Origin of the sequence: Nocardioides aromaticivorans (assembly GCF_013408525.1) — a bacterium.
GTDB lineage: Bacteria > Actinomycetota > Actinomycetes > Propionibacteriales > Nocardioidaceae > Nocardioides > Nocardioides aromaticivorans.
In genome coordinates, this window is record NZ_JACBZM010000002.1 from 133,889 (window position 1) to 154,811 (window position 20,923).

Below are 20,923 nucleotides of genomic sequence, written 5' to 3' on the forward strand. Positions count from 1 at the left end.
GGCGGGGCGCTTCTCAACGCGGTGCAGCGCTTGCGGAGTTTGGCGCACCGATTTCCGCCGGGGTGTCAGTTTCCCCGGTCGTCTCTGCTGACGCATCCCCAAGACCAGCGCCCTTCCCGCCCCGGCCCGAACCGGGGGCCTCCATTGTCCGTTGCGTCGTCAAGTCCGACGCTCCGGGCGTGACCCGTGGTTCCCACCATCGGGTTCTGTTCTGCATTACCCTGAGCATGACACATGACGGACGCTAAATGTCCGTCATAACTAAAAGAGTTCGGCGTGTTTCGGGGTCCGGCACAATGCAGCGCGTGCCACGTCTGTCGAAGCCGCCCGCGATGCCTGAGGGGGTGGTGGCGATCATCGACGCGATTGGAAACGGCACGCGGACCGAGATCCTGCGGCACCTCTCGCTCCGGGCGATGAACGCAACGGAGTTGGCTGAGGTGATCGACGCAGACCCTCGCGTGGTGCGACGTCACCTCGAGGTACTCGAGGACATGGGCCTAGTGGCCGCCGATCATCCCCGCGGGGATCGTCGCGCCAAGGGCCGGGTGGTGATGTGGGAGACCAACAAGCAGAGGGTCAACGAGGTCGCCAACACGTGGCGGACATACGCCCTCGGTCAGACGAACCTGCCTGGGTAAATGGCGAACGGCGCGGGAGATGGCTCGCCACCCGTAGCTGGCCGACTGACTCGCTGGGCGGTCACTGAGCCGTGGAACTTCGCTACCGCACGAGCGGTTCGACGGCTTGCCAGAGCTTGAGCAGGTCACGCGCAAACTCATCCTGGTGTCCGTCGAGGAATCGAGACATTCCGCGGACCTCGGCGATCGCTTCGCGCGCCACGCGCATCTCTTCGGCGGTGGGACCGGCGCCACCAGCTGGATCGGTACCAGTCTCGCCGCTGGTCCGCAGGTAGGCGCCAGCACGAGCACGGAGCTGCTCAGCCTGTCGCTCGTGGTGCGCGAGTTGGGCCTGGATACGCCGGAGATCGCGTTCGGCCGCGCGGCGGCAGTCCTCGTCGTGAAAGTCCTTGGGTCGTCCGCGCGTCGATGTACGGATGAACTGCTCGTCACATCGAGGGTTGGCGCAGGTGGCCTGCTGACCTCCGAGGCCCAAGCCTTCGCGCTCGGCGAGGTCGATGACGCGGCGCTCGGCCATGTCCACTCCCCTCGAAGGTGAATAATCGCGCGTAAATCAGGCACCACTCTAGAGCGGCGCTGCAGGTCAGCCCCGCACGCCGCGCCATCCTGCGTCGCGAGTTGGGGAGCACCACGCCGCCATGCGACCAAATAAACCTGCGCGGAAATCCTGCTCGCGACAATGGACCCAGCTCGCCACGTGTCGTGGATTTCTAGAAATTCTCGACACGCAGGGACGGGCTCCCGACCGATTGGCGACCTCCACGATTGGATGAAGGACATGGGACGCAAGGCGAAGGGCGATCGTCACAAGGTCGTGTCCAGCATGCCTCCAGCAGTGGCCGACCTGGTCAAGGCCGAGGCCGCAACCCTTGGCTGCTACGTCGGCGACTACCTCGGATGGCTTGTTGCCGACCAGGTGGGCATCGTGATGGACCCGCCGGTGGGTGAGGTGAGCGATCATCCCGATCCCGCTCCTGCCTTCGACGGCCGTATGCGCTATCCGGCCATGGTGCCGCGACCTGCGGCCGACGTAGTCATCGAAGTGGCCGACGCCCGCGGCGCCACCATGGGCGACATTGTCACGGAGCTCGTGTGCGAACGCTTCGGCGTCCCCTTCACCGCTCGGGTGAAGAAGAAGTCACTCGAGGCCAGCACAACTCGCTCCGCCCGACAAGGAGCCGCATGACCGGTTGACCGGGTCAGGGCAGTGCCCTGAAAACGACGAAGGCCCCGTTGCCGCGGGGCCAAGTCGGATGCTCCACCGGGTTGCCGCCCGGATTCGCGAAGTTATGAGAACGCCAGAGGAGGCTTTGTGCTGCCCACTTTAGAGCAGTGCGACACCGCACGGAAGTCATTCCCGCGCGGGCGTGTCGACGCACGCCACGCATGCACAGTCCCCTCCCCTGCGCTGGCGATCGGCTCGCGGACCGATGCCGGCCTGGTCGATGAGCTGGATGCCGTGACCCGGCCCACGAGTTTCCTGACCTGTCGTTCGTGGAGGGAGGTGGGCGCCGCCGGCGGTAGCCGTAGCGGGCGTGGATCGCCCTAGAAATGACGAAAGGTCCTGCGCCAACAGGACCTGACCGTCTTAGTGACCGGGAGCCAGCGCCAACTGGATTCCTCGGTGGGTGCCTCTGGAAGGAGGTAGAGCAACTTGTTGCCGGTAACTGTACCGGCGTCGCATGGCGATGCCGCACACCCTGATGCAGGTCGGCGTGTCCCGCCGGGACTGCTGGCGCTCGATGAGCACCTGTTCAACCCTGATGCGTCGCAGTGGCTGGTGATCGACTCCGGCAACACTGCTGTCCCCCGGACCGTGGTGCCGTCGCTGGCCGACGGGCTCGAGCTGGTCGGCAGGGGCCGGATCGCCGCACTGGTGGGGCATTTGCGTGACGGCGTCGGTGTGGTCGATGTCGACGTGCCCGGTCCGCTCGGTGACTTCCTGGCGGCCGAGGTCTCCGACTGGCTGTCCCGGCGCGACTGCTGGGTGCTGGAGCGGCCCTCCGGCGGCGCGAAGGGCCGCTGGCACATCTTCTTCGCCCACCCCGACTTCCACTACGCCCCGGCTGCTGCCCGGAGTGGGTTCGCGGCCGCGGTGAGCGGCTACCTCACTGCGCTGGCTGAGGACGTGAAGGTCCCCCGCAACGAGCTTGACCTGCGCGATGCGGTGCGGCCCCTGTCCTCACCTCACCGGTTCGGTGCGGTCACCAGGCCGAAGGGTGACCTACGTGAGGCTCTGCGCGGCCTGAAGCGGCTGCTCCCGGACCCGCCGGCCCCCTCGCCACTGCGGCCTCGCGTCAAGGTGAAGCCCACGAACGCTGGCCACAAGTCCGCCGCTGCGGCCGGCTCGGGCCTGGTGGTGCCGCTGGCGTTGCAGCGGTGGAAGCGTCAGCTGCGGACCGAGTGGCGCACCTATCTGCTGACCGGCGAGATCCCGGCGGGGTCGTGGGCGGCCGGCGCGACGAAGACCCGCACGGCGGTCGAGGTCGACCGGTCCCTCGTCGAGGCGGCCTGCACCCGCGAGATGGTGTGGGCGATCGGTGACCCGGAGATGGCTTGGCGGATCATCCGTGAGTCGCATCCGGCCGCGATGACCAAGGCCAAGCACCAGGGCTACTCGTGGTGGCTGGGCTACGTGTGGAACGAGCTCGTCCGCTCCGCCAGCGAGTTCAACACCACCCCCGGGAAGCCCAGGAAGGTCGAAGCGCCGCCGGCCGAGGTCCTCGAGGCCGTCGCGGCCGCCCGCCAGGAGCTCGACCGGCTGAAGTGGACCGTCCCGGCCCGTCAGCGTGCTGCCTTGCTGCTGGTCGGACACCAGCTGTTGGACCGGGTGCTGCGTAAGGGGAAGCTGCGGGTCCCCTGCCCGGAGCGGGATCTGCTCCTCGACACCGGCCTGGGTGACCGCAAGACCGTCCGCGCGGCTCTCGCCCGCCTCAACGGCCGCCTCGGCACCCTGCACACCGACTGCCTGTCTCTGACCGAGCGGGACTCGTCGAGCTATGAGTTCGAAATCAACTCCGCTCCGCACGGGGAGGGACGGCAAATCCCCCCACCTGTGTTTGACCCACCCCCGACCCCCCGCGGCCTCTGGCTCATCCTCCCCCGGGCCAGCCACAGCCTCTGGCGCACGCTGTTGACCAGCCCGGGGCCGCTGGACCTGGCTGACCTGGCAGTGAAGGCAGGGCTGGTGGAGGACGGTGCGGATGAGCCGTCGAAGTCCCAGCGCTCGACCGCGAAGGCGGCTCTGGTGGCTCTGAGTAGGGCAGGGATGGTCCGGGTCGACGAGCATGGACGCTGGCAGGCCGCGACCCGACCCCGGTCTGTGCAGATCGAGCGCGATGCGGCCGCGGCGTACGCCCGCCAGCTGGAGACGATCGAAGCCGAACGTGCCGCGTACCGCGCCGGCACGACGTCGAGCTGGACCGCCGGGCGGGCACGGGCGATCAAGGCACAGAGGGCGAAGGAGAAGGTCTGGTGGGACCACCTCTCCCCCGCCGCCCAAGCCGCTCGCGTCGCGACGAGGCGGCTGGAGTTCGAGCAGATGTCGATCAGCCAGCAGGCAGCGCTGAAGGCCCGCCTCGCCGAACGACGCATCCGCGCCGGCCTCGACGAGCTCGAGACATACCAGACCTGGCTACGGACCCTGCCCGCCGACGAATACGTCGCGCGGAGCCTCGAACGCAAGCAACGCTTCCAGGACCTCTCCCCCGCCGAACGCGGCGCGTCCGTCGCCTCGTGGGATCGCCACCGGCTCCGCTACGGCCTCACCGCGCAGCGTCTCGCCACGCCGCCCCTGGACGAGCGGCCAGCGACCCCCGACGCCGAGCGAGCAGCTCTGCTCCCCGACGGCGCGGCCGAACGCGATGCAGCGTTCCTCGAACGCCAAGGCGACCTCCTCGAGCAGGATCAACATCAGGTCGCCGGCTAGCGGGACGGGTGTCCCCCGGCGGGTCGTTCTGTAAAGAATGCAGCCCGGGCGTTACAGTTGCACCGCTCTGTAACCAACAGTAGGGAGCTCGGCCAGTGATCCCCAATCCCTACACCCCGAGCGGCCGCCCCCGGGTATTCGTCGGCCGCGAAACCGAGCGTCGGCGCCTACGCGACCGACTCGCGCGCGTGGTCGCCTACGGGGAGATGATGGGCCCACTCGCCGTCACGACCGGCCCGCGAGGACTCGGCAAGACCTCCCTCATGCGCGACATGCAGGCCCAGGCCGAGGCCTCCGGCTTCGTCGTCGCCTGGGCGTCCGGCCTCAAACACCAGCCCTTCCTCGCCGACGTCGTCGACCGCGTCACCCGATCCCTCAGCGCGGCCGAGCAACTGCCCAAAGTCGGACGCCACCAACTCCAAGAGATCGGCCTCGAGGTCGGCGTGGGCCTCGCCAAGGTCTCAGCCAAGATCACCCGCACCGACGAGGCCACCGACGGATCCCCCGCCCTGGTCGGGCCGCTCGAGGACTTCCTCCACCGCGCATCCAACCTCGTACGCCAAGCCGGCGGCGCCGGACTGCTCATCATCATCGACGAGCTACACGCGCCGCTGCTGTCGCGTCGCGAACGCGAGTACGAACCAGACCCCCGAGCCGTCCTTGACGCCGCCGTACTCCTCAACGCCGTGCAGAACATGGACGGCGAACGCGAGAAGTTCCCTCTCGGGGTGGTCGGCGCCGGCCTGCCCGAAACCAAGGCCTACCTGACCCGTGCCGCCACCTTCGGCGAGCGCACACACGAATTCGTCCTCCACGAGTTCGGCCAGGCCGCCGCCCGCGCCGTGCTCGTCGAGCCAGCCGAGCAACTCAACGTCCGGTGGGACGACGACGCGCTCACCGAAGCCCTCGCCGCGGCCGGCGGCTACCCGCAGTCCCTGCACATCATCGGCTCAGCCACCTGGGACGCCGCCCAACCCGACGAGGGCGACACCCTCACCCTCGCCCACCTCAACGAAGGCCGAGCCACCAGCGACGCCGACCTGGCCTCACTGTTTCGCGCCCGATGGGAAGTAGCGACCAAGGCCGAACGAGACATGCTCAAGGCCATGGCCAGCCTCACCGACACCGAGACTGAACGCGGCGCCGTGGCGGCCGAGCTCGGCGTCGACACCGAAGCCCTCGGCATGACACGGCGCAGTCTCATCAGCAAGGGCATCATCGAAGCGCCCCGCCGCGGCATCCTCCGCTTCACCATCCCCGGGTTCGCCGACTGGGTCCGCACCAAGGAGCCCGGAGGCGGTCACCAGACGCCGGCCCTCCACCCAGACCGCTCCCCCGCCATCCCGCCGCACGATCCTCCCGCCGGCTCACCGCCGCAGCGTCCCTCCCGGTAGCCAGGCGACCCAGCCCGGCTCCCACGCCGGGGGCAGCCCGCGGAGAGGTGACCGGCAGGCATGCGGACCTCTACGCCAGCCGGGGCGGTCACTCGTCGTCGGCCGGTCCCGGCGTCACGGCCAGCGAGCGGGGCTCCTTAGTCGAGGTGAGCACCCCACGGCGATGCAGCGTGTCGATCATCGCCGACGCCAGCGGCCCCTCTACGCCAAGAGCGGAGGCCAACTCGCGCCAGGTCGGCCCCTCCCCCGTCTCGGCCCACACCCGCGCGACGTACTCCCGGGACGCCTCGGCGTGTTCGTCGGCCAGCTCGCCGGCCCGCTGCCGGCGCTGTGCGGCCCGCTGCCGCTGCACATCCCTGCGCCGCTTCTCCTCGGCGTAGATCTCCCGCACATGCGGCACCTCGTCGCGGCCCTGGGCACCGTTGAGCAGCGCCACCGCCGCCTTCCACCGAGGCAGTCCCGGCTTCCCGGCATGCGTCGCGAACCGGCGGTACGCAGCGAGGACCTCGGGCGTGACCACCCGGTTGTACCCGGCCGCCTGCAGCAGCTCCCCGACCCGCTCGTCGGACGCCTTCGGGCGCGGTGGCCTCCCGCCGCCCGACCCGTCTCCAACCTCCGCCCGGTCGGCGGCGCCCCCTTCAACCGAAGACGCCGCCCCCGCTGACCGGGTTGGCGCCGCGGGCTGGGTTGGCGCCGGCCGGTCAGGCGGCCGTGACTGCGCGAGCCTTCCCTTGACTTCGTGACCACAGGCCTGGCAGACGGCGTAGGGCCACTCCCCCGCTCCGTCCGGCCCGGCCTGGGCGTCCTCGTGACGCCACTCGATCCAGGTGCTGGTCGACCCGCAGGCCCGACACGGCTTGCCCAAGGGACGCCTCGCATGCCGACCCGCGTCGTCGCCTCGTCGACTCGTACGCTCACCGTGCACTCCCCTCCAGTGTTCAGCTGAGGTACGCCGACAGGGCCGCTGCCACGAGCTGGGACCGCGAGTCGGCGCCATGCTTGTCGGTCAACTGATCGATCACCTCGAGGTTGCCCGCCTTGATCCGCAACGAGACCCCCACGAACCTCTCCCCCTTCGCACCAGGCGTCCGGTCGAACAGGCCGTCGCTCACCGTCGGCTTCTCGCTCCGTGCCGCCACCAGGTCCGTCAACTCGTCCTGATGTGCCACGAGCGCGTCCAGCAGCACGTCGACCTGCGACGTCCGGTCCCGCTTCGCCCGGTCCCGCCATGCCTCCGCCATCGTCAGCGGCACCGACACCGACACCGGCTTCATCGTCTCCGCACTCGCGCTGCGGGCCGACGCCCTCTCGGTGCGGGGCTTCCGGGCCCGACCCGCCGGCTTGGAGGTCGACTCGGCCTTCGCCGTCGCTCGCGGCGTGTCCGTCGCCGGTGCAGCGGTCGGGGCGAGATCCCGCGACTCCTCCTGGGCCGGGTCCGGGCTCGGCGCTGGCACCACCTGCAAGGTCTGGGGGCGGGCGCTCGGGGCAGGCAGGTCCGTGGGCTTCTTCAAGCCTGCGATCGGCGCCATCGGCTCGCGGCGGCTCATGCGCTGGCCTCCTCGCGGTTCGCCGACTCGAGCTTGTCGATCCTGGTCAAGATCGCATTGGTCAGCAGCAGGTGGTCATCGGCGAGTCCCCCGACGCTGCCCGGGATACGTTCCGGTCGTCGGCCCTCCCGAAGAGCCTTCCACCACGGCTCGCCGGCCTCTTCCTCCTTCGCGATCTCCGCGAGCTCGTGCACCAGCTTGCCGGCGTTGCGGGCGTCGACCGCGGCGCTGGAATGGCGAATCGTGATGACCTCGCCCTCCTGGTCCAGGAACAAGCTCGACGCACCGTCGAGCACCGCGTTGATGTCCTCGACGGCGTTGCGACGAATACGGGCGCCGCTGGTGTCGAAGTCGAACGGGACCACACCGAGAACCTCGACATGCGGGTTGGCCCGCCGAACCTCGGTGAGCTCGGCGGCCAGCTCCGCGAGGTTGCCGATGCTGGACCGATCACTCTTCGTCGGGACGACCACCCACCTCGTCGCCCCCAGGACCAACTGCAAGATGATCGGCCGGGTCGGAGGCGTGTCAATCACGATCAGGTCGTAATCGCGTGCCAGCGGCGCCAGCGCCTCGGCCAGCATCAACCGGTACTCGGTGCCGCGGCGCTCCTTCCCCAACAGCACGTCCTCGATGTCCTTCAGCGCGTCCCGGCCCATCGGGATGACGTCGAGGTTCGGGCGGATCTCGCGCAGCACCGGCTTCAGCGGCTGGTGCGCGTCGAGAACCTCGAGCATGTGGGCGCCGCGGTCGTTGTCCGGGGTGTGCTTGTAACCGAGATCGTCGCCGGCATCGCCCTGCGCGTCGAACTCGATGAAGAGCGTGTGCCAGCCCGCAGCCGCGCTCAGGCCGGCGAAATTGGCCGACGTGGACGTCTTGCCGACGCCCCCCTTGCCGTTTGCGAACGCGATGACTCGGCTGAGCACATCTTGGGTCAAGGCCATAGGGGAAGAGCCTCTCTGTGCGAAATCCAGGACTAGGAACGCGTCCGATCATCCCGCAGCGCACCACCGCAACGCAGTAGCGACACGCGGTAGCGCGGTGCGGTAGTGCACACACCACCGCACCGCGTCACGTCCGTGCGGCGGTGGTCAGCGGCAACGCGGCGCAATACGGCGGGACAACGCCGCGCGGCACCCACGCACACGGCAGCGCGTGCCACCAACGCGCGTGAGTAACGCGGAGAACCACCGCGCCGCGTTGCCACCCTGCGATGGTGAGAGCAGTCCGATTCGACGGCACCGCCGCCCAATGACGCGACGCGGTCCTGCTGTGCACCATTGCGGCGCGGTAGTGGCGTGCGGTAGTGCGCTGCATTAGCGCCCGGCGGCAGGGTTGTGCGGCAGCGCAGCGCAGTGGTGCCGAACCTGGGTGCAGGCCTTCTCGGGCGTTGGTCTCGTGAGGCGTGGTCTTGCCCGCCGCGACCCTGTTCGGCGCTCTGAGGCCCGTTCTAGGGCGTCTGGTGAGGCCTGTGGGACAGGGTATGACCCTCGGGTCGGATGCGAGGTCGAGGACCTCGCGATCAGATGTTGAACGACCTCGGTGGCCGGGGGAGTGCACCGGGTCCCGTCGCGGGGTCGGGTGTTGACGTTGCCGGGGTGTCCAGGGCGCCAGCCTGGAGGACGGCGGACCGGTGTGCAGTGCCGCCACCGCCAGCCCGAGGCGGGTGGGGGAGGACATCCGCGAACAGCCGCTGCTCATGCTCGGGGATGCCGTTCCCGGCCGCGATGGTGCGCCACGACGCGACGGCGGAGTCGATCTCGGCGAGCACCTCGACGCCCCGGTCGGCCGTCATCCCGAAGTACGGCGCGGCCTGAAGGAGTGCCTCGCGTTCCTCCGATGCTGACGTTGCGCCGCTGATCGAGGTTGCCCGGGCCTGGTTCGGATCCGGATTCGGGTTGACGTCGAACGCCGGCGCGAGCATCCAGCCGCCGGGGGAGTGGAGGAAGCCGTGGTTGCGGAAGTGGTCGTCGATGTTGTGGATAGCGGTGAAGACCGCCATCCGTCGCCACAGGCCGGCCAGGTCGGCGTCGGGCCGGGTGGAGTGATCTGCGATCGCCGCGGCGAGGTCCAGATAGTCGGCCGGGTCACCGTCGCTGAGTCCCGTCAGTGTCATGGCGCTCGCATAGCCCAGCCGGCCCCCGGCGGTGTCGCGGTCGAAGCGCCGCAGGATCAGGACGCTGCGGCCCTCGATCTTGGTCAGGTGACGGGCGGGCACGTCGAGTCCCGCGTGCTCGGCGAGGTCCAGCGCGGTCTTCTCCCATGCCATGACGTCCCACTCGTCGCCCGGGTGCGGGAACTTCGCGATCGACAGGGCTCCGTCGGCATCGATCACCGACGCCTTCGGGCGGGCGCCGCCGAGGGTCGTGCCACCGACGTCCAGAAGCTCACGCACTGCGTGCATCTCCTCCTCGTCATGTCGGCGGCCTCCGCGAGCGAGCTGGTCAGAGGCATGCAGCAGCCGGCCGAGGTCGACCAGGCGCGGGATCTCGTGCCCGTCGGCGACATAAACAGGACTGTCGGCGCGTCGGTAGCGCAGGGCGCCCTGCCGGGAGTGGTCCGAGACGCCCACGAGGTAGTCGACCTCGCTGATCGACGCGGGACCGGGCCAGACCTTCTCAATCAGTCGGCGGCCCCACCGGTCGGGGGCACTGTCGGCGAACGCCCCGGGCAGACCGGTGGTGTGGCCGCGGCCGACATCCAGCGGGAGAGCCGGGTCGACGGCGTAGGCGTCTGGCCGCGCCAGGTAGGCGGGGGAGTAGGTGAAGGTTGTCGTAACCGCGCGGCCGCGGCGGGTGAAGTGAGCGGTGCCGACGTGGACGCCCCGCCCACCCAAGTCCAGGTCGACCTCCAGCTGGGTGTCCATCAGCGCCGCACCCGCTTCGGCAGCACCTGATCAGCACGGGCACGGCCGAGCTCGGTCTCGTACGGGTCGAGCGCGGTCACCGCGTCGTCGAGCCGACCCAGAGCACGCAGCACGTTCAGGTAGGTCTCCAACGTCACCGAGGGATCGCCGTGCTCGAGCTTGCGTAGGGTCGGGGCAGAGATCCCCGCCCGCTGAGCAACCTGCTCGGCAGTCAGGCCCAGCAGGCGGCGCCAAGTCACGACATGAGAGCCGATCCGCTCGGCCGCCAGACCCACCTTCGCTGGACTCGGGCGCTTCATCGCCACCACTCCATCCCAGTTCATACCGAAAGCAACCCTTCTAGAATAGCCGACAACTGAAAGTCTGCTTTCTATTAAGTCTGTCGGCGGGGCCGTGTGGCGGCGCCGGCGTCCCCTCAGCTCATCGCCGCGGGCGCTGTGGAACCGGAACAGGTGCATCGCGCGGGCAGCGCGGTCATCGGACGGGTGAGTGGCTCATCGGCGTGGGGCCCGGTCGGTCACCGGGCTTGGCGAGGTCGCCGGAGGCCGCGAGGGTTCAGCAGCGTGCTGCGCCCGCAGCGCGGCGGCCTGCAGAGCGACCGCCGGGTCCGGCGCCCACCCGGGTCGCTGGGGGAGGGGCTGGCCACCGGGAGTTGCGACCCGCTCGTCGAAGAGGGCGTGCTCCTTGGTGCCGCCCATCGCCATCGGAACGAGCGACCTGGTTTCGAGCCGCACCGCGTCCCAGGTCGCGAGGCGATCCGGCGGCGCCTCGCTCCGCTTCAGCGGCATGATCCGGTACTCACGTCGCGCATTCATCACTGCGTCCGCGGCCGCGCGGTACCCCTCGGACGCGGCGGTCTCCCGGGCGAGGCGCCGGACGTGGTCGACGGCGGCGACCGGGTCGGTGAGTCGGGGCTCGTCGTCTTTCATCAGTTCTCCTAGAGTCGTTTCGGTCGCCGGTCGCCGGTTGGCTCGTGGTTCAGCGGGCCGGACCGGAGGTCGGCTGGGACGTCGAGGTCGAGTCAGGACTCGGCTGCGGCGATGGGGTGTCCGGTGATGACTTGAGCGCCGAGCGCATCAGCGAGACGCCCGATGGCGTAGCTGGCGCCGTCGGCTGACTTGTGGGGCTCATCTGGCCGGTGACCTCTGCGAGGAGGGCGATGGCGCGGTCGGCGAGGTCGCATCCGGCGTCATCGCTGGTGTGCCAGTCCGCGGAGGCCGGGAAGTCGCCGACCGTCTCCCCGGCAGAGAGCTCGGCTCGTTGCGCCCGCCATTGGGCATGTTCAGCGACCAGGTCGGATGCCGCACGGACCTGGTCGACGGTGGGCCCGTCGACGCTCCTGCCCAGCGCGGCGGCGAGCAGGGGCAGCAGCTCCTCCGCGGTGGGCAGCTGCACCTGGGCAGCGTCTCGGTGCTGGCGGTCCCAGTCGGGCCGCGCGCCCGGCGGGTGCCCTTCGTAATCGCAGTAGTGGCCGTCCTCGACACCGTCGAGGGGGTACCCGTCGACCGTCGCGCTCGAGACGGCCCATCTGCTGGCGCCGGCGTGCCCCTCGCTGGGCTCGGCGAGAAACAGCGACTGGAACGTGGGACCGGAGTAGGTTCCGCCCTGGTCGAACGACAAGAAGACGCAGGTTCCATCGGTGGTCCAGCCGGTCACCGTTCCGTACTGCACTCGGCCGGCGCCGCTGCGGCGGTAGACCCGGGTGCCGGGGGGCGCACTGTCCTCAGCTGCGATCACGGGTTGCGTCGAGGATTCCTCGACGAGGTGGAGGTAGACCTTGACGTGGTTCTCGATCCGGTGCGGATAGTTCGGATCATCACGCCACGGAGCCTCCTCGACAGGGGAGGGCTCGGCGGCGGCCGCCTGAGGGGTCGGGTGCTGGCTCATCTCTGCAGCTCCTGTCGCTGGGTAGGGGAGTGGTGTGCCCGGCCCCGCAGGTACACCTCCCCGGGAGTCTCGGAAGTGCAGGGATTGTGGGTGCCCTTCGCCGTATGACCGACGGCTTTGACGGGGCCGGGCAAGCTGTGGAGTTGTTAGAAGGCCGGGGCGCTGGCGCTACGCGCCGCCGGGAACGGCGTGGGTGGCCGGGACGACGCGGTGGGCGTCAGGGTCAGGGACTGCTGGAGGGCGGCCCGTTGCAGCGGGTGGCTGTACCGGGCCACCGGCTCGCTGGGAGCCGGCAGGTTCACCAGGTCGGTAAGCGTGGTCTCCAGCCGCGACCGGCGACCCACCCGGACCGGACCGTCTCGGTGCCGTGGGTGGGCATCGACCAGATTGCTGTTGCCGCGCAGCAGCTCGCGGCGCAGCGCCTGGCCCAAGTTGTGAGTCACCGCGTGGGTTTCCTTGGCCAGCTCGACCATCTGCGTGGGCTGCAGCTTGATCGGTATCCCGTTGTCCTCCATCCGGGCCACCGCGGTGGTGAGCTCGCTCTGCTGCCAAAAGCGCCGCATGTTCGGCTCCTGGTCGGCCCTCACGTCGGCGAGGTGGCTGATCTGGGGCTGCAACGACTCCAGCACCTCGGCGCGCCCGGAGAAGAACGCCGCGAACATGCTGGTCTTGGCCGACTTGGCGGCGGCCTCCGCGAACGTCCGGCACAGGTAGAGCTGGCTGGCCGTGACCTGCCGTGCGGAGTCGGCCGTGATCTCCGGCTCGCCGGCATAGAACGCGTCGGAGGCGAGCATCGGGCGGAGGAAACGTGCCAGCCGCTGCTGCGCCGCCGCGAGATCGGCGGGCGTGGAGACCATCGACACCGGCTCAACGACGGTCGACGGAGCCACCTGCCGAAGCCGGGGTGCGGCCTCCTCGGGGCTCGCGCTCGTGGCATGCCAGGTCGCCACCCGTGCGGTCTGGGAGAGCACCATCCGCTTCTCGTCCAGCCCCATCGCGAACTCCGGTCGCTGATGCTCAGCGAGCAGCCCCACCTCCTCGAGGCGGGAGTCGAGCACCAGGACCGCCTCCAGCGCCACCGCCACGTCGCGCATCACCCACCAGGCGGCGCCCGGATCGGTGCGCCACGGCTGTTCCTCGGCCGCCGACAGTGCATGGGAGGCCGACATCAGCTCGATCGCCGCCATCCGCCACGCCTCGACCGTCGGGTCCTCCGAGGCCGGCGTGAGGAAGTCCGCAGGCGGTCGGCGCTCGTCTAGCGTCAGGGTGGGCAGGGCGAAGGCGATGTTGTCCACCAGACTCGCCAGCTTCTCGTCCAACCCGGCCAGCATCGGCTTCGGCGTAGGTGCCGGAAGATGGTCCGGCGGCGGGTACCAGCTGTCCTGACCCACGTCGTAGAGCCGCTGACGTAGCGCGTCGACCACGGCCTCACGACAGTGCAGCAACTGGTCAACCGCGTACTCATCGGCCGGGATCACGTCTTCACGGACCAGGACGTTGAGCGCCTGAGCCGCGTTCTCGGCGTGCTCGCCGTAGGTGGAGACCGTCATCGCGGGCCACCGGCCACTCGCGGGTGAGGACAAGTCGTTGCCATGCCCGGAGAAGCAACCGCCGCGGCGCCAGATCGGACACCGCGGCGGAACTGCTTGTGGAGAAAATGGCGACTCACACGCCCGGTGGGCCGGGGGAGCGCTCTGCCGGGTCCGGACCTTCACCTGCGGCCCGGCCGTTGGTCTGCGGCCGGGTCGCGTGCAGTACGCCGGCCTGCAACCTCCCGCTGCGATCGGGGGCCGTCGGTTCAGAGTCGAGGTCTCCGAAGTGGTTCGGGTCGCCGGGGTCGATCAGCGTCACCCGGTTCCCGTAGTCGGCGCACATGCGGGCGATCGAGGCAGGAACCGGGTCCACGTACACGTCATCGAGCCACTCGTCACGGTTGGTGTCCTCAGCGAAGCCGTCGATGAGCAGCGAGTCCTGCATGGCGGCCACCGCCTGCCTGTGGGAGGAGTAGGGCCCGACGACCTCAGGGCGCGGGTGCTCGGAGTCGGCGTACCAACGCAGAGTGACCCACCACCCCGACGCCTCGGATCCCCCGTGGGCGTTGACGTAGTCGGTCCAGGTCGCATCGCGAGGCAGCGGTTTCGTCACGCCCGGAGAAGCAACCACCGTGGCGTCAGATCGGACACGGGTTGCCGGCGACCTCGCGGACCCGGACCGCGGACACTTTGGGGTTGTTCCTAGGCGACGGCGGCCACGCCGCGGCGCAGCAGCCGGCGAGCCGAGTCCAGGCGCAGGGTGTACTGCAGGACCTGCGAGTCCGCGAGCAACGAGCTCAGACGCTGCTCGAGGTCGGCCAGGCCGGCGCGGAGGTCGTCGATCTGCACCGGCACGTAGCCGGCGGGACGTCGCTGACCGAAGTCGGTGAGCTCGGCGCGGGCCATACCCAAGAACGGCAGCACCATGGCGTGCCCGTCCTGTCCGGACGCGTCCTCCAGCGCCGCGATCAGCGAGACCGCGTAAACGAAGTCGGGGGTCGCGTCGTAAACGTCACCAGCCCGATCGGTGGGAACAGTCATTGCGGTGTGGTCCTTTCGAGAGAGGTCGGCAGCGGCCCGACCCCGCTACCCAGTGCAGCAGAGTCGGCCAGCGTGGTGGGTGTGACGCCGCCGAACCAGTGGAGAACAGCCCCGCGGGGCGGCCTGTGGACGAGAACCGGACCTCGGGCCGTGATCATCGCGACCACCCCGGAGTGATGGGCGGCCGCGGACGCTCATCAGACCGCGGTCGTGGGGGAGGGGGTGGAGGCGCGATCGCGGGTCGACCCATCGGGCCGGCCGGGCCAGGATCAGGCGTGTGAGGTTGAGAACCGTTAGGCGCGGAGGGCTGCTGAGCGGCTTCCTGGCAGGCGGCCTTCTCGGCGCTGTCGGCGGCCAGCTCGGCCGCCAGCCGGTCGCGCTTTGCTCGCACCTCGGCGAGTTCGCCGGCGCGCGGGAACATCTCGACCAGCCCCGCTTGGGCCCGCTCTGCCTCGCGGTTGATCTTGGTGGTGTCCATCTCGACGTCATCGAGCACCCGCTCCAGGCGCCGGGGGAGGTTCTCGACCCGGGTCACCAGGCCGATGCTCGGTTGACGCACGTCGCCGGCCTCGACGAGCAGGTGGACCCGCGGGACCTCAACCAGCGAAACGACGTACCGAGGCTGGCCCATCCACGAGTCCGCGGACACCTGCAGGTGCAGGCCACCGACATCGCCGAGAGGCTGTGGGTCGCGCTGATAGGGCTGAACCGCGACCAGGGCCCGCTGCAGCGCGGGAGCGGCATCGGCCCGCTTGCCGTACGCCGCACCGTTGATCCGCATCGAGAAGGCGTCTCCGTCGGTGTCACGCCGCAGCGGCATCGCCGTCAAGAGCTCTTGACGATCGGTGGCCAGCCTTTCCAAACGTGGCCCGGCCTCCCGGATCGTCGCTGTGAGGCTGCGCTGTGCTGCCGACCACGCCCGCTCCAGGCGCTCCAGTTTGGTCGCGTCTGTCTCGGCCTTGGCGAGCTCCATGATCCGCGGGTCACCGGATGCGAGGGCCTTCACCTCGGCGTAGGAGAGGGCTGAGTCGCCGATGTCCTCGATCTCTCGCACATCCAGTCGGCCGCGCATCAGCTGGTTGATGAACTTCGCCTTCCGCTCCACCGTCTGCCACAGGTAGGTGTCGAAGCTGGACTCGGTGACATACCGGTACACCCGCACCGACTCGTTCAGGTTCCCCTGCCGCATGATCCGGCCATCGCGCTGCGCCAGGTCGGCGGGCCGCCACGGGCAGTCCACGTGGTGCAACGCGACCGCGCGACGCTGGACGTTGGTGCCCACGCCCATCTTCTCCGTCGACCCGATGAGCACCGCGACGTGGCCGGTACGGGCCTGCTCGAACAGCCGGGCCTTCGCGCGGTCGTTGTTGGCCTCGTGCATGAACCGCACCTTCGGCGCCGGAACCCCGCGGGCGACCAGCTGGGCCTTGAGCTCCTCATAGGCGTTCCACCCCGACCCGGTCGGTGTTCCCAGGTCGCAGAACACCAGCTGCAGGGCGCCCGGCTCTGGGTCGGCGCCGAAGGCGACATCGGCGTGGTCGTGGTAGATGCCAGCGACCCGCTCGGCCACCGCGTCGACCTTGGAGGGCTCCCGGTCCAAGAATGCGCCCAGGCCGTCGATCTGGTGGTCGACGAGCCGCAGGTCGAGTGCGGCCGCGCGGCCGTGGCCGCTGATCTTGAGCATGTTGTCCTCGCTCGGGTCGACCGCCCGCGAGGAGACCAAGTCGGCCCGTGCGGCCAGCTGGGCCATGAAGTCGACCAGTTCCTGGCTCGGCGGGACCACGACCGTCTCCGCTGCGCCGCCCTCCAGGTCGGGGGTGGGCAGGTTGAGGTCGTCGGCAGTCTTGACGTCGGCGACCTGGTGCCACAGCCGCAACAACTCGGGGACGTTGTTGAACTTCGCGAACCGGGCCTTCATCCGGAAACCCGTCCCCGAGGGGGAGAGCTCGAGGTCGGTGACGACCTGCCCGAACGTGGCCGCCCAGGTGTCGAAGTCACTGATCCCCGCCGCCTCCAGGTCAGCGGGGGCGAGGTAGCGCAGCATCGTGTACGCCTCGGCCACGCTGTTGGCGATCGGGGTCGCGGTCATGAAGGTCGCGACCCGCCGGCCGTGGCGCCCGCGCAGGTAGGACATCTTCAAGTCCAGGTCGGTGGCCCGGTTCGACCCCTCCACCGCGACACCGGGGATGTTGGAGGCCAGCCGGAGGTTCTTGTAGCCGTGGGCCTCGTCCACGCACAGGTAGTCGATCCCGGTGGCCTCGAAGCTGATCGCGGGGTCGCGCTCGACGTCGCGCAGCTTCTTCAGCCGCTCCTCGGCCCGCGCCAGGGTGCCCTCCAGCCGCTTCACCGACAGGCCGCGCTCGGACTTCGAGGCGGCCAGCCACATCCGCAGCTGCATCATCTGCTCGTCGAGGTAGGCCTCTTCGGTGTCCTTGGAGACCGGGATCTTCTCGAACGCCGAACGGGACATGATCACCGCGTCCCACTCGCCGGTCGCGGCTCGGGCGACGAACAGTCGCCGCTTGTCCTTGACCAGGTCCTCGGTGCCACAGGTGAGGATCCGGGCCTGTGGGTAGGCCTGCAGCCACTCCCGAGAGAACTGCTCGAGCATGTGGTTGGGCACCACCACCGCGGGTTTGCGGACCAGGCCCAACCGTCGCAGCTCCGAGACACCGGTCACTGCGGCGAGGGTCTTGCCGGCTCCGACCTCGTGGGCCAGCAACACGGAGGGCTGCGCCACCATTCGTGCCACCGCGGCGTGCTGGTGCGCACGCAACCGCAGCGGACGTCCTTCATGGACACGGGCCATGCCCGGGTAGTGCTTGTCCTCGTCGACGTCGTAGGACCGCAGCACGATCGCGTTCAGCTTGTCGTTGTAGGTGCGGACCAGCTGCTGACACCGCTCGGGGTCCTCCCGCAGCCAGGTCGCGAACCGCTCCTGCAGTTCCTCGGCCTTCTCCTGAGCCGCGAAGGTGGCGGTCTCGTTCGGGATTCGCCGCCCGTCCGGCGTCTCGTCGGTGACTCGGATCTGGCGCTGCTCCAGGCACGCCTGGACGATGTCGATCGCGCTGGCACGTTCGGTGCCCCAGGTGTTCCGGGCGGCCACCGAATGCCGGTTGCCGCGCACCGACCACACCGATCCGCCCGGATGCTCCACCTCCACCGTGCGGTCATCGAGGGTCTCGCGCAGGAACTGCTCCACCGTCTTGGCCGGCACCCACGGCACGCCGAGCTGGGCCACGATCTCGGTCGGCCCGAGGTCCTCGGGCAGCACCTCGGTCAGCGCCGCCTCGGCGGCCTGGAGCCGGCGCACCATTGGCTGGGCGGTCTCATCGCCGGCTGCGGTGGCGCCCTCGACGAGCTGCTCGAGGACCTCTCCGACCCGGGTCAGCCGGGCACGGACGTTCCCGGAGAGGAACTCTGCGCGGGGGACCCAGGCTGCCGTCCATCCGTCCTGGGTGCGCTTGACGGTGTCGGGGTCGACGAACGCGAAGGCCTCGAGCTCGGTCTCGGCCAGGTGCTGGTCGACCCCGAGTAGCCGGGCGACCTCGCTGGTGCGCAGCTCGCCGTAGGTGTCCATGCACAGCGACACCGCATCGGCGGGAGAGTCCGCGCGCGTGCGCAGCACCCGGGGTGCGACGACTCGCTCGGTGAAGATGTCGGCCTTGCGTGCCGTGCCGCTCGCGGAGTCGTAGTGCTCGAGCGCGAACACGGCAGGGGAGTGGGGGTCGCCCCGGAACCCGCCCTGCCGCGGCCGCACTTGCGCGAGCACCGGCTCACCGGTCTTCGGGTCGATCCGGCCCGTGTTGCGGGCGGTGACCCGGTTGATCGGGCCGTATCGCTTGACGTAGGCGTCGTACTGCCGGTTCAGCCGCTCACGAAGTGCCCCCATCCGCTCCTCGCCCGCGACCCCCGGTCCTTGGGGCAAGGTGGCGGCGGTCGGCAGGTCACCGGGTAGGGGCGTGGTGGCCTCGGCCTCCAACAGCGTGACGACCGTGTCACGCAGGTCGGTGAGCATCCGCAGCTCGTTCGTCTGCGACTTCGGCACCTCCAGCGGCTCGGGGACGCCGTCGCGCACGTGCAGCCAGCCGCCGTCCTCGCCGACGCTGATGTGGCCCTCGGCCCGCACCACCGCCCCGGGCAGCACCAGCGGCTCCTCATGGCCAGGACTGCGACGAGGGCGGTGGACCGGCGAACCCGGCGCCGATGAACCTGCAGCAGGGGTCAGCGTGGGCGGGGTCGCTGGAGTGCGGTTAGGCCGAGTCGGGGCCGGGGGCGCGGTGAACAGCGGCCGTACGTCGGCGTAGTTGGACAGGTCGAAGGCCAGGTGCCGCTCCAGATCCACCGCGACCCGCTCGGCGAGGCTCTGCCCCTCGCCGGTCAGCAGTCCCTCCACGGCGACCTCGGGTCCGAACCGGCCCGAGCGGGACGTCAGACGACCCAACACCCGGGCCGGCTGCTGGACGAACAGAGTGTTGAGGTTGACCTCGGCGTCCTCGAGCCCGGTCCCGGCCCGGAACGCCGGCAACCGCTCCAGGTTCCGCCACCCGGGCGTGAGGTCCAGTGGTTCCTCGCCCTCGACACGGCGTCGGAACACCAGCAGGTCGGTGATGACGTCAGTTCCGGCGGCCCGGCGGTGCGTTTGGCTCGGCAGCCGGTACGCGGTGACCAGGTCGGCCATGGCAGCGAAGGCGTCACGGGCGGCCGGGTTCGCCGCGTCCATCGTCCATCGTGAGGTCAGCACTGCCACCACACCGCCGGGGCGGACCAGGTGCAGGCTCTTGTAGATGAAGTAGTTGTGCAGGCTCAGCCCCAGCCGGTTATGAGTGGAGTCGTGCGGGACGACGTCGGCGAAGGGAACGTTGCCGATCACGAGGTCTCGCTTGCCGTCGGGCAGGCGGGTCTCGGCGAACGACTCACCGCGGATGTCCGCGTCCGGGTAGAGCAGGGAAGCGACCCTCGCGGTGGTCGGGTCCAACTCGATGCCGACCACGTCGCGTACATGGTCAGGCGCGAACCCGATGAAGGTGCCCGACCCACAGCCGGGCTCCAGGACGCGGCCGCCCACCTCCTTGTCGAACCCAGCCGCGCCCAACGCCGACCAAACCGCCTTGACCAGTGCGGCGTCGGTGTAGTGCGCGCTCAGTGTTGTGCGCGCCGCCGTCGCACGGGCGCGGCCCTGTAACAGCTCCCTCGCTCTGGCGGCGGCCTCGTTGTGGTGGGCGGTGTCGTCGAAGATCTCCGGCAGGGACCCCCAGCCCGACCAACGCGCCAACACCCCCTGCTCGTGAGCTGATGGGAGCCGGTTCTCCTCATCGAGCTGGGCAATCAGCTCCAGCACAGCCACGTTCGCGGTCAGCCGCTCCCGCGGAGTCGACGGCGCCAGATCCCGCTGCGAGCCGGGCCGGAACCGCAACGACTCCCCAGAAGGAATCAGGCCGGCCGGCTCCACTGCCGGAGCGGCCGCGGCCGTCGCATTTACGTCGACGCCGCGGTCTGTCCCAGCTGTTACGTGTTCGGGGGAGTCCTCAGGCCCGGCCGCATGTGCTCCCGCAGGACCTCCGACTCCGCCGTCGTTCTCGCCTCGGTCAGCCGGCCCACCCGCGCCAGGTAGCCCTCCGACGGGTCCGATGGGCCGGCGATCCGGTCCGCCAACATGTCGATCTCTGTCTCGATCTGCAGCCCCAGATCCTCGAAAAAGCTCTCCGGATCGGCGATCGCCGCCAACTCCGTGGCCCGATGCTTCGCGTAGTGCTCCCGCATCCGCGTCCCGTACGGGTTCATCCCGAGCCCCTTCCTCCGTCACGACCTGCTGTGAGCCGACAACGTGGCCCCCACCCCCGCTGCTGGTGACCTCACCGGCCGGGTCACCAGGCTCCTCACCAAGATCCCACAGCGTCAGCTGATCAGAGTCAGCAACACTCGCACGCCGTCGCGCCACGCCGGGCACCTCCAACCATCTGGTGAGGACGCCGGCCGCGACACCCACGCCACGGCTCACCACCGCCCTCACCACGAAAGGCACCCACCCGGGTCGAAGATCGGACAGCTCGGCGAGAAAATGTGGAAAAGTTCCCACCGGCATCG

Annotated in this window: 16 protein-coding genes; 4 read left to right on the forward strand and 12 right to left on the reverse strand. The window is 69.8% G+C overall.

Annotated features, from left to right (window positions below):
- Positions 1 to 296 precede the first annotated feature (296 nt).
- Positions 297 to 641 (forward strand): ArsR/SmtB family transcription factor, encoded by a 345-nt coding sequence (locus BJ993_RS25070; protein WP_179652896.1) that lies wholly within the window; start codon positions 297 to 299, stop codon positions 639 to 641.
- 82 nt (positions 642 to 723) lie between these two features.
- Here BJ993_RS25070 and BJ993_RS25075 read toward each other — a convergent pair whose 3' ends face one another.
- A complete protein-coding gene (locus BJ993_RS25075; protein ID WP_179652898.1) occupies positions 724 to 1,158 on the reverse strand; it encodes a hypothetical protein in 435 nt (144 codons plus the stop codon).
- A 261-nt stretch (positions 1,159 to 1,419) separates the two neighbouring features.
- Between BJ993_RS25075 and BJ993_RS25080 the strand changes: the two genes are divergently transcribed.
- The 3 genes from BJ993_RS25080 to BJ993_RS25090 all read left to right on the forward strand — a co-directional run bounded on the left by BJ993_RS25080 (position 1,420) and on the right by BJ993_RS25090 (position 5,963).
- Positions 1,420 to 1,827 carry a hypothetical protein gene (locus BJ993_RS25080; RefSeq protein ID WP_179652900.1) on the forward strand — a complete coding sequence of 136 codons (408 nt, stop codon included), beginning with the start codon at positions 1,420 to 1,422 and terminating at the stop codon, positions 1,825 to 1,827.
- Positions 1,828 to 2,298: 471 nt separating this feature from the next.
- Positions 2,299 to 4,569: a hypothetical protein gene (locus tag BJ993_RS25085; protein WP_257027734.1), complete on the forward strand. Its 2,271-nt coding sequence runs from the start codon at positions 2,299 to 2,301 to the stop codon at positions 4,567 to 4,569.
- A gap of 95 nt (positions 4,570 to 4,664) precedes the next feature.
- The gene (locus BJ993_RS25090; RefSeq protein WP_179652903.1) at positions 4,665 to 5,963 is read left to right on the forward strand and encodes an ATP-binding protein; all 1,299 of its coding nucleotides are present in this window, start codon (positions 4,665 to 4,667) and stop codon (positions 5,961 to 5,963) included.
- Positions 5,964 to 6,051: 88 nt separating this feature from the next.
- On the opposite strand, the gene BJ993_RS25445 is transcribed toward BJ993_RS25090, so the two are convergent.
- The 11 genes from BJ993_RS25445 to BJ993_RS25145 form a co-directional block, all read right to left on the reverse strand.
- Positions 6,052 to 6,399, reverse strand: coding sequence for a hypothetical protein (locus BJ993_RS25445; RefSeq protein ID WP_218865381.1), 348 nt, complete (start codon positions 6,397 to 6,399; stop codon positions 6,052 to 6,054).
- A gap of 502 nt (positions 6,400 to 6,901) precedes the next feature.
- On the reverse strand, positions 6,902 to 7,510 hold the full coding sequence (locus BJ993_RS25100) for a hypothetical protein (protein WP_179652907.1): 609 nt from the start codon (positions 7,508 to 7,510) through the stop codon (positions 6,902 to 6,904).
- Positions 7,507 to 8,454 carry a ParA family protein gene (locus BJ993_RS25105; protein ID WP_179652909.1) on the reverse strand — a complete coding sequence of 316 codons (948 nt, stop codon included), beginning with the start codon at positions 8,452 to 8,454 and terminating at the stop codon, positions 7,507 to 7,509. The genes BJ993_RS25100 and BJ993_RS25105 overlap by 4 nt, the downstream gene beginning before the upstream one ends.
- Positions 8,455 to 9,032: 578 nt before the next feature.
- Entirely contained in the window at positions 9,033 to 10,376 is a 1,344-nt protein-coding gene (locus tag BJ993_RS25110; RefSeq protein ID WP_179652911.1) for a type II toxin-antitoxin system HipA family toxin, read from the reverse strand.
- Complete coding sequence (locus tag BJ993_RS25115; protein ID WP_506329643.1) at positions 10,376 to 10,675, reverse strand: helix-turn-helix domain-containing protein; 300 nt, start codon at positions 10,673 to 10,675, stop codon at positions 10,376 to 10,378. Before BJ993_RS25115 ends, BJ993_RS25110 begins: the two co-directional genes overlap by 1 nt.
- Positions 10,676 to 10,870: 195 nt before the next feature.
- Positions 10,871 to 11,305, reverse strand: coding sequence for a hypothetical protein (locus tag BJ993_RS25120; protein ID WP_179652915.1), 435 nt, complete (start codon positions 11,303 to 11,305; stop codon positions 10,871 to 10,873).
- A gap of 49 nt (positions 11,306 to 11,354) precedes the next feature.
- The gene (locus BJ993_RS25125) at positions 11,355 to 12,263 is read right to left on the reverse strand and encodes a hypothetical protein (protein WP_179652917.1); all 909 of its coding nucleotides are present in this window, start codon (positions 12,261 to 12,263) and stop codon (positions 11,355 to 11,357) included.
- 146 nt (positions 12,264 to 12,409) lie between these two features.
- The gene (locus tag BJ993_RS25130; RefSeq protein WP_179652919.1) at positions 12,410 to 13,813 is read right to left on the reverse strand and encodes a hypothetical protein; all 1,404 of its coding nucleotides are present in this window, start codon (positions 13,811 to 13,813) and stop codon (positions 12,410 to 12,412) included.
- Between the two features lie 115 nt (positions 13,814 to 13,928).
- Positions 13,929 to 14,408: a hypothetical protein gene (locus tag BJ993_RS25135; RefSeq protein ID WP_179652921.1), complete on the reverse strand. Its 480-nt coding sequence runs from the start codon at positions 14,406 to 14,408 to the stop codon at positions 13,929 to 13,931.
- An 89-nt stretch (positions 14,409 to 14,497) separates the two neighbouring features.
- The gene (locus BJ993_RS25140; protein WP_179652923.1) at positions 14,498 to 14,836 is read right to left on the reverse strand and encodes a hypothetical protein; all 339 of its coding nucleotides are present in this window, start codon (positions 14,834 to 14,836) and stop codon (positions 14,498 to 14,500) included.
- A 154-nt stretch (positions 14,837 to 14,990) separates the two neighbouring features.
- Complete coding sequence (locus BJ993_RS25145; protein ID WP_179652925.1) at positions 14,991 to 20,777, reverse strand: helicase-like domain-containing protein; 5,787 nt, start codon at positions 20,775 to 20,777, stop codon at positions 14,991 to 14,993.
- Positions 20,778 to 20,923: the final 146 nt, after the last annotated feature.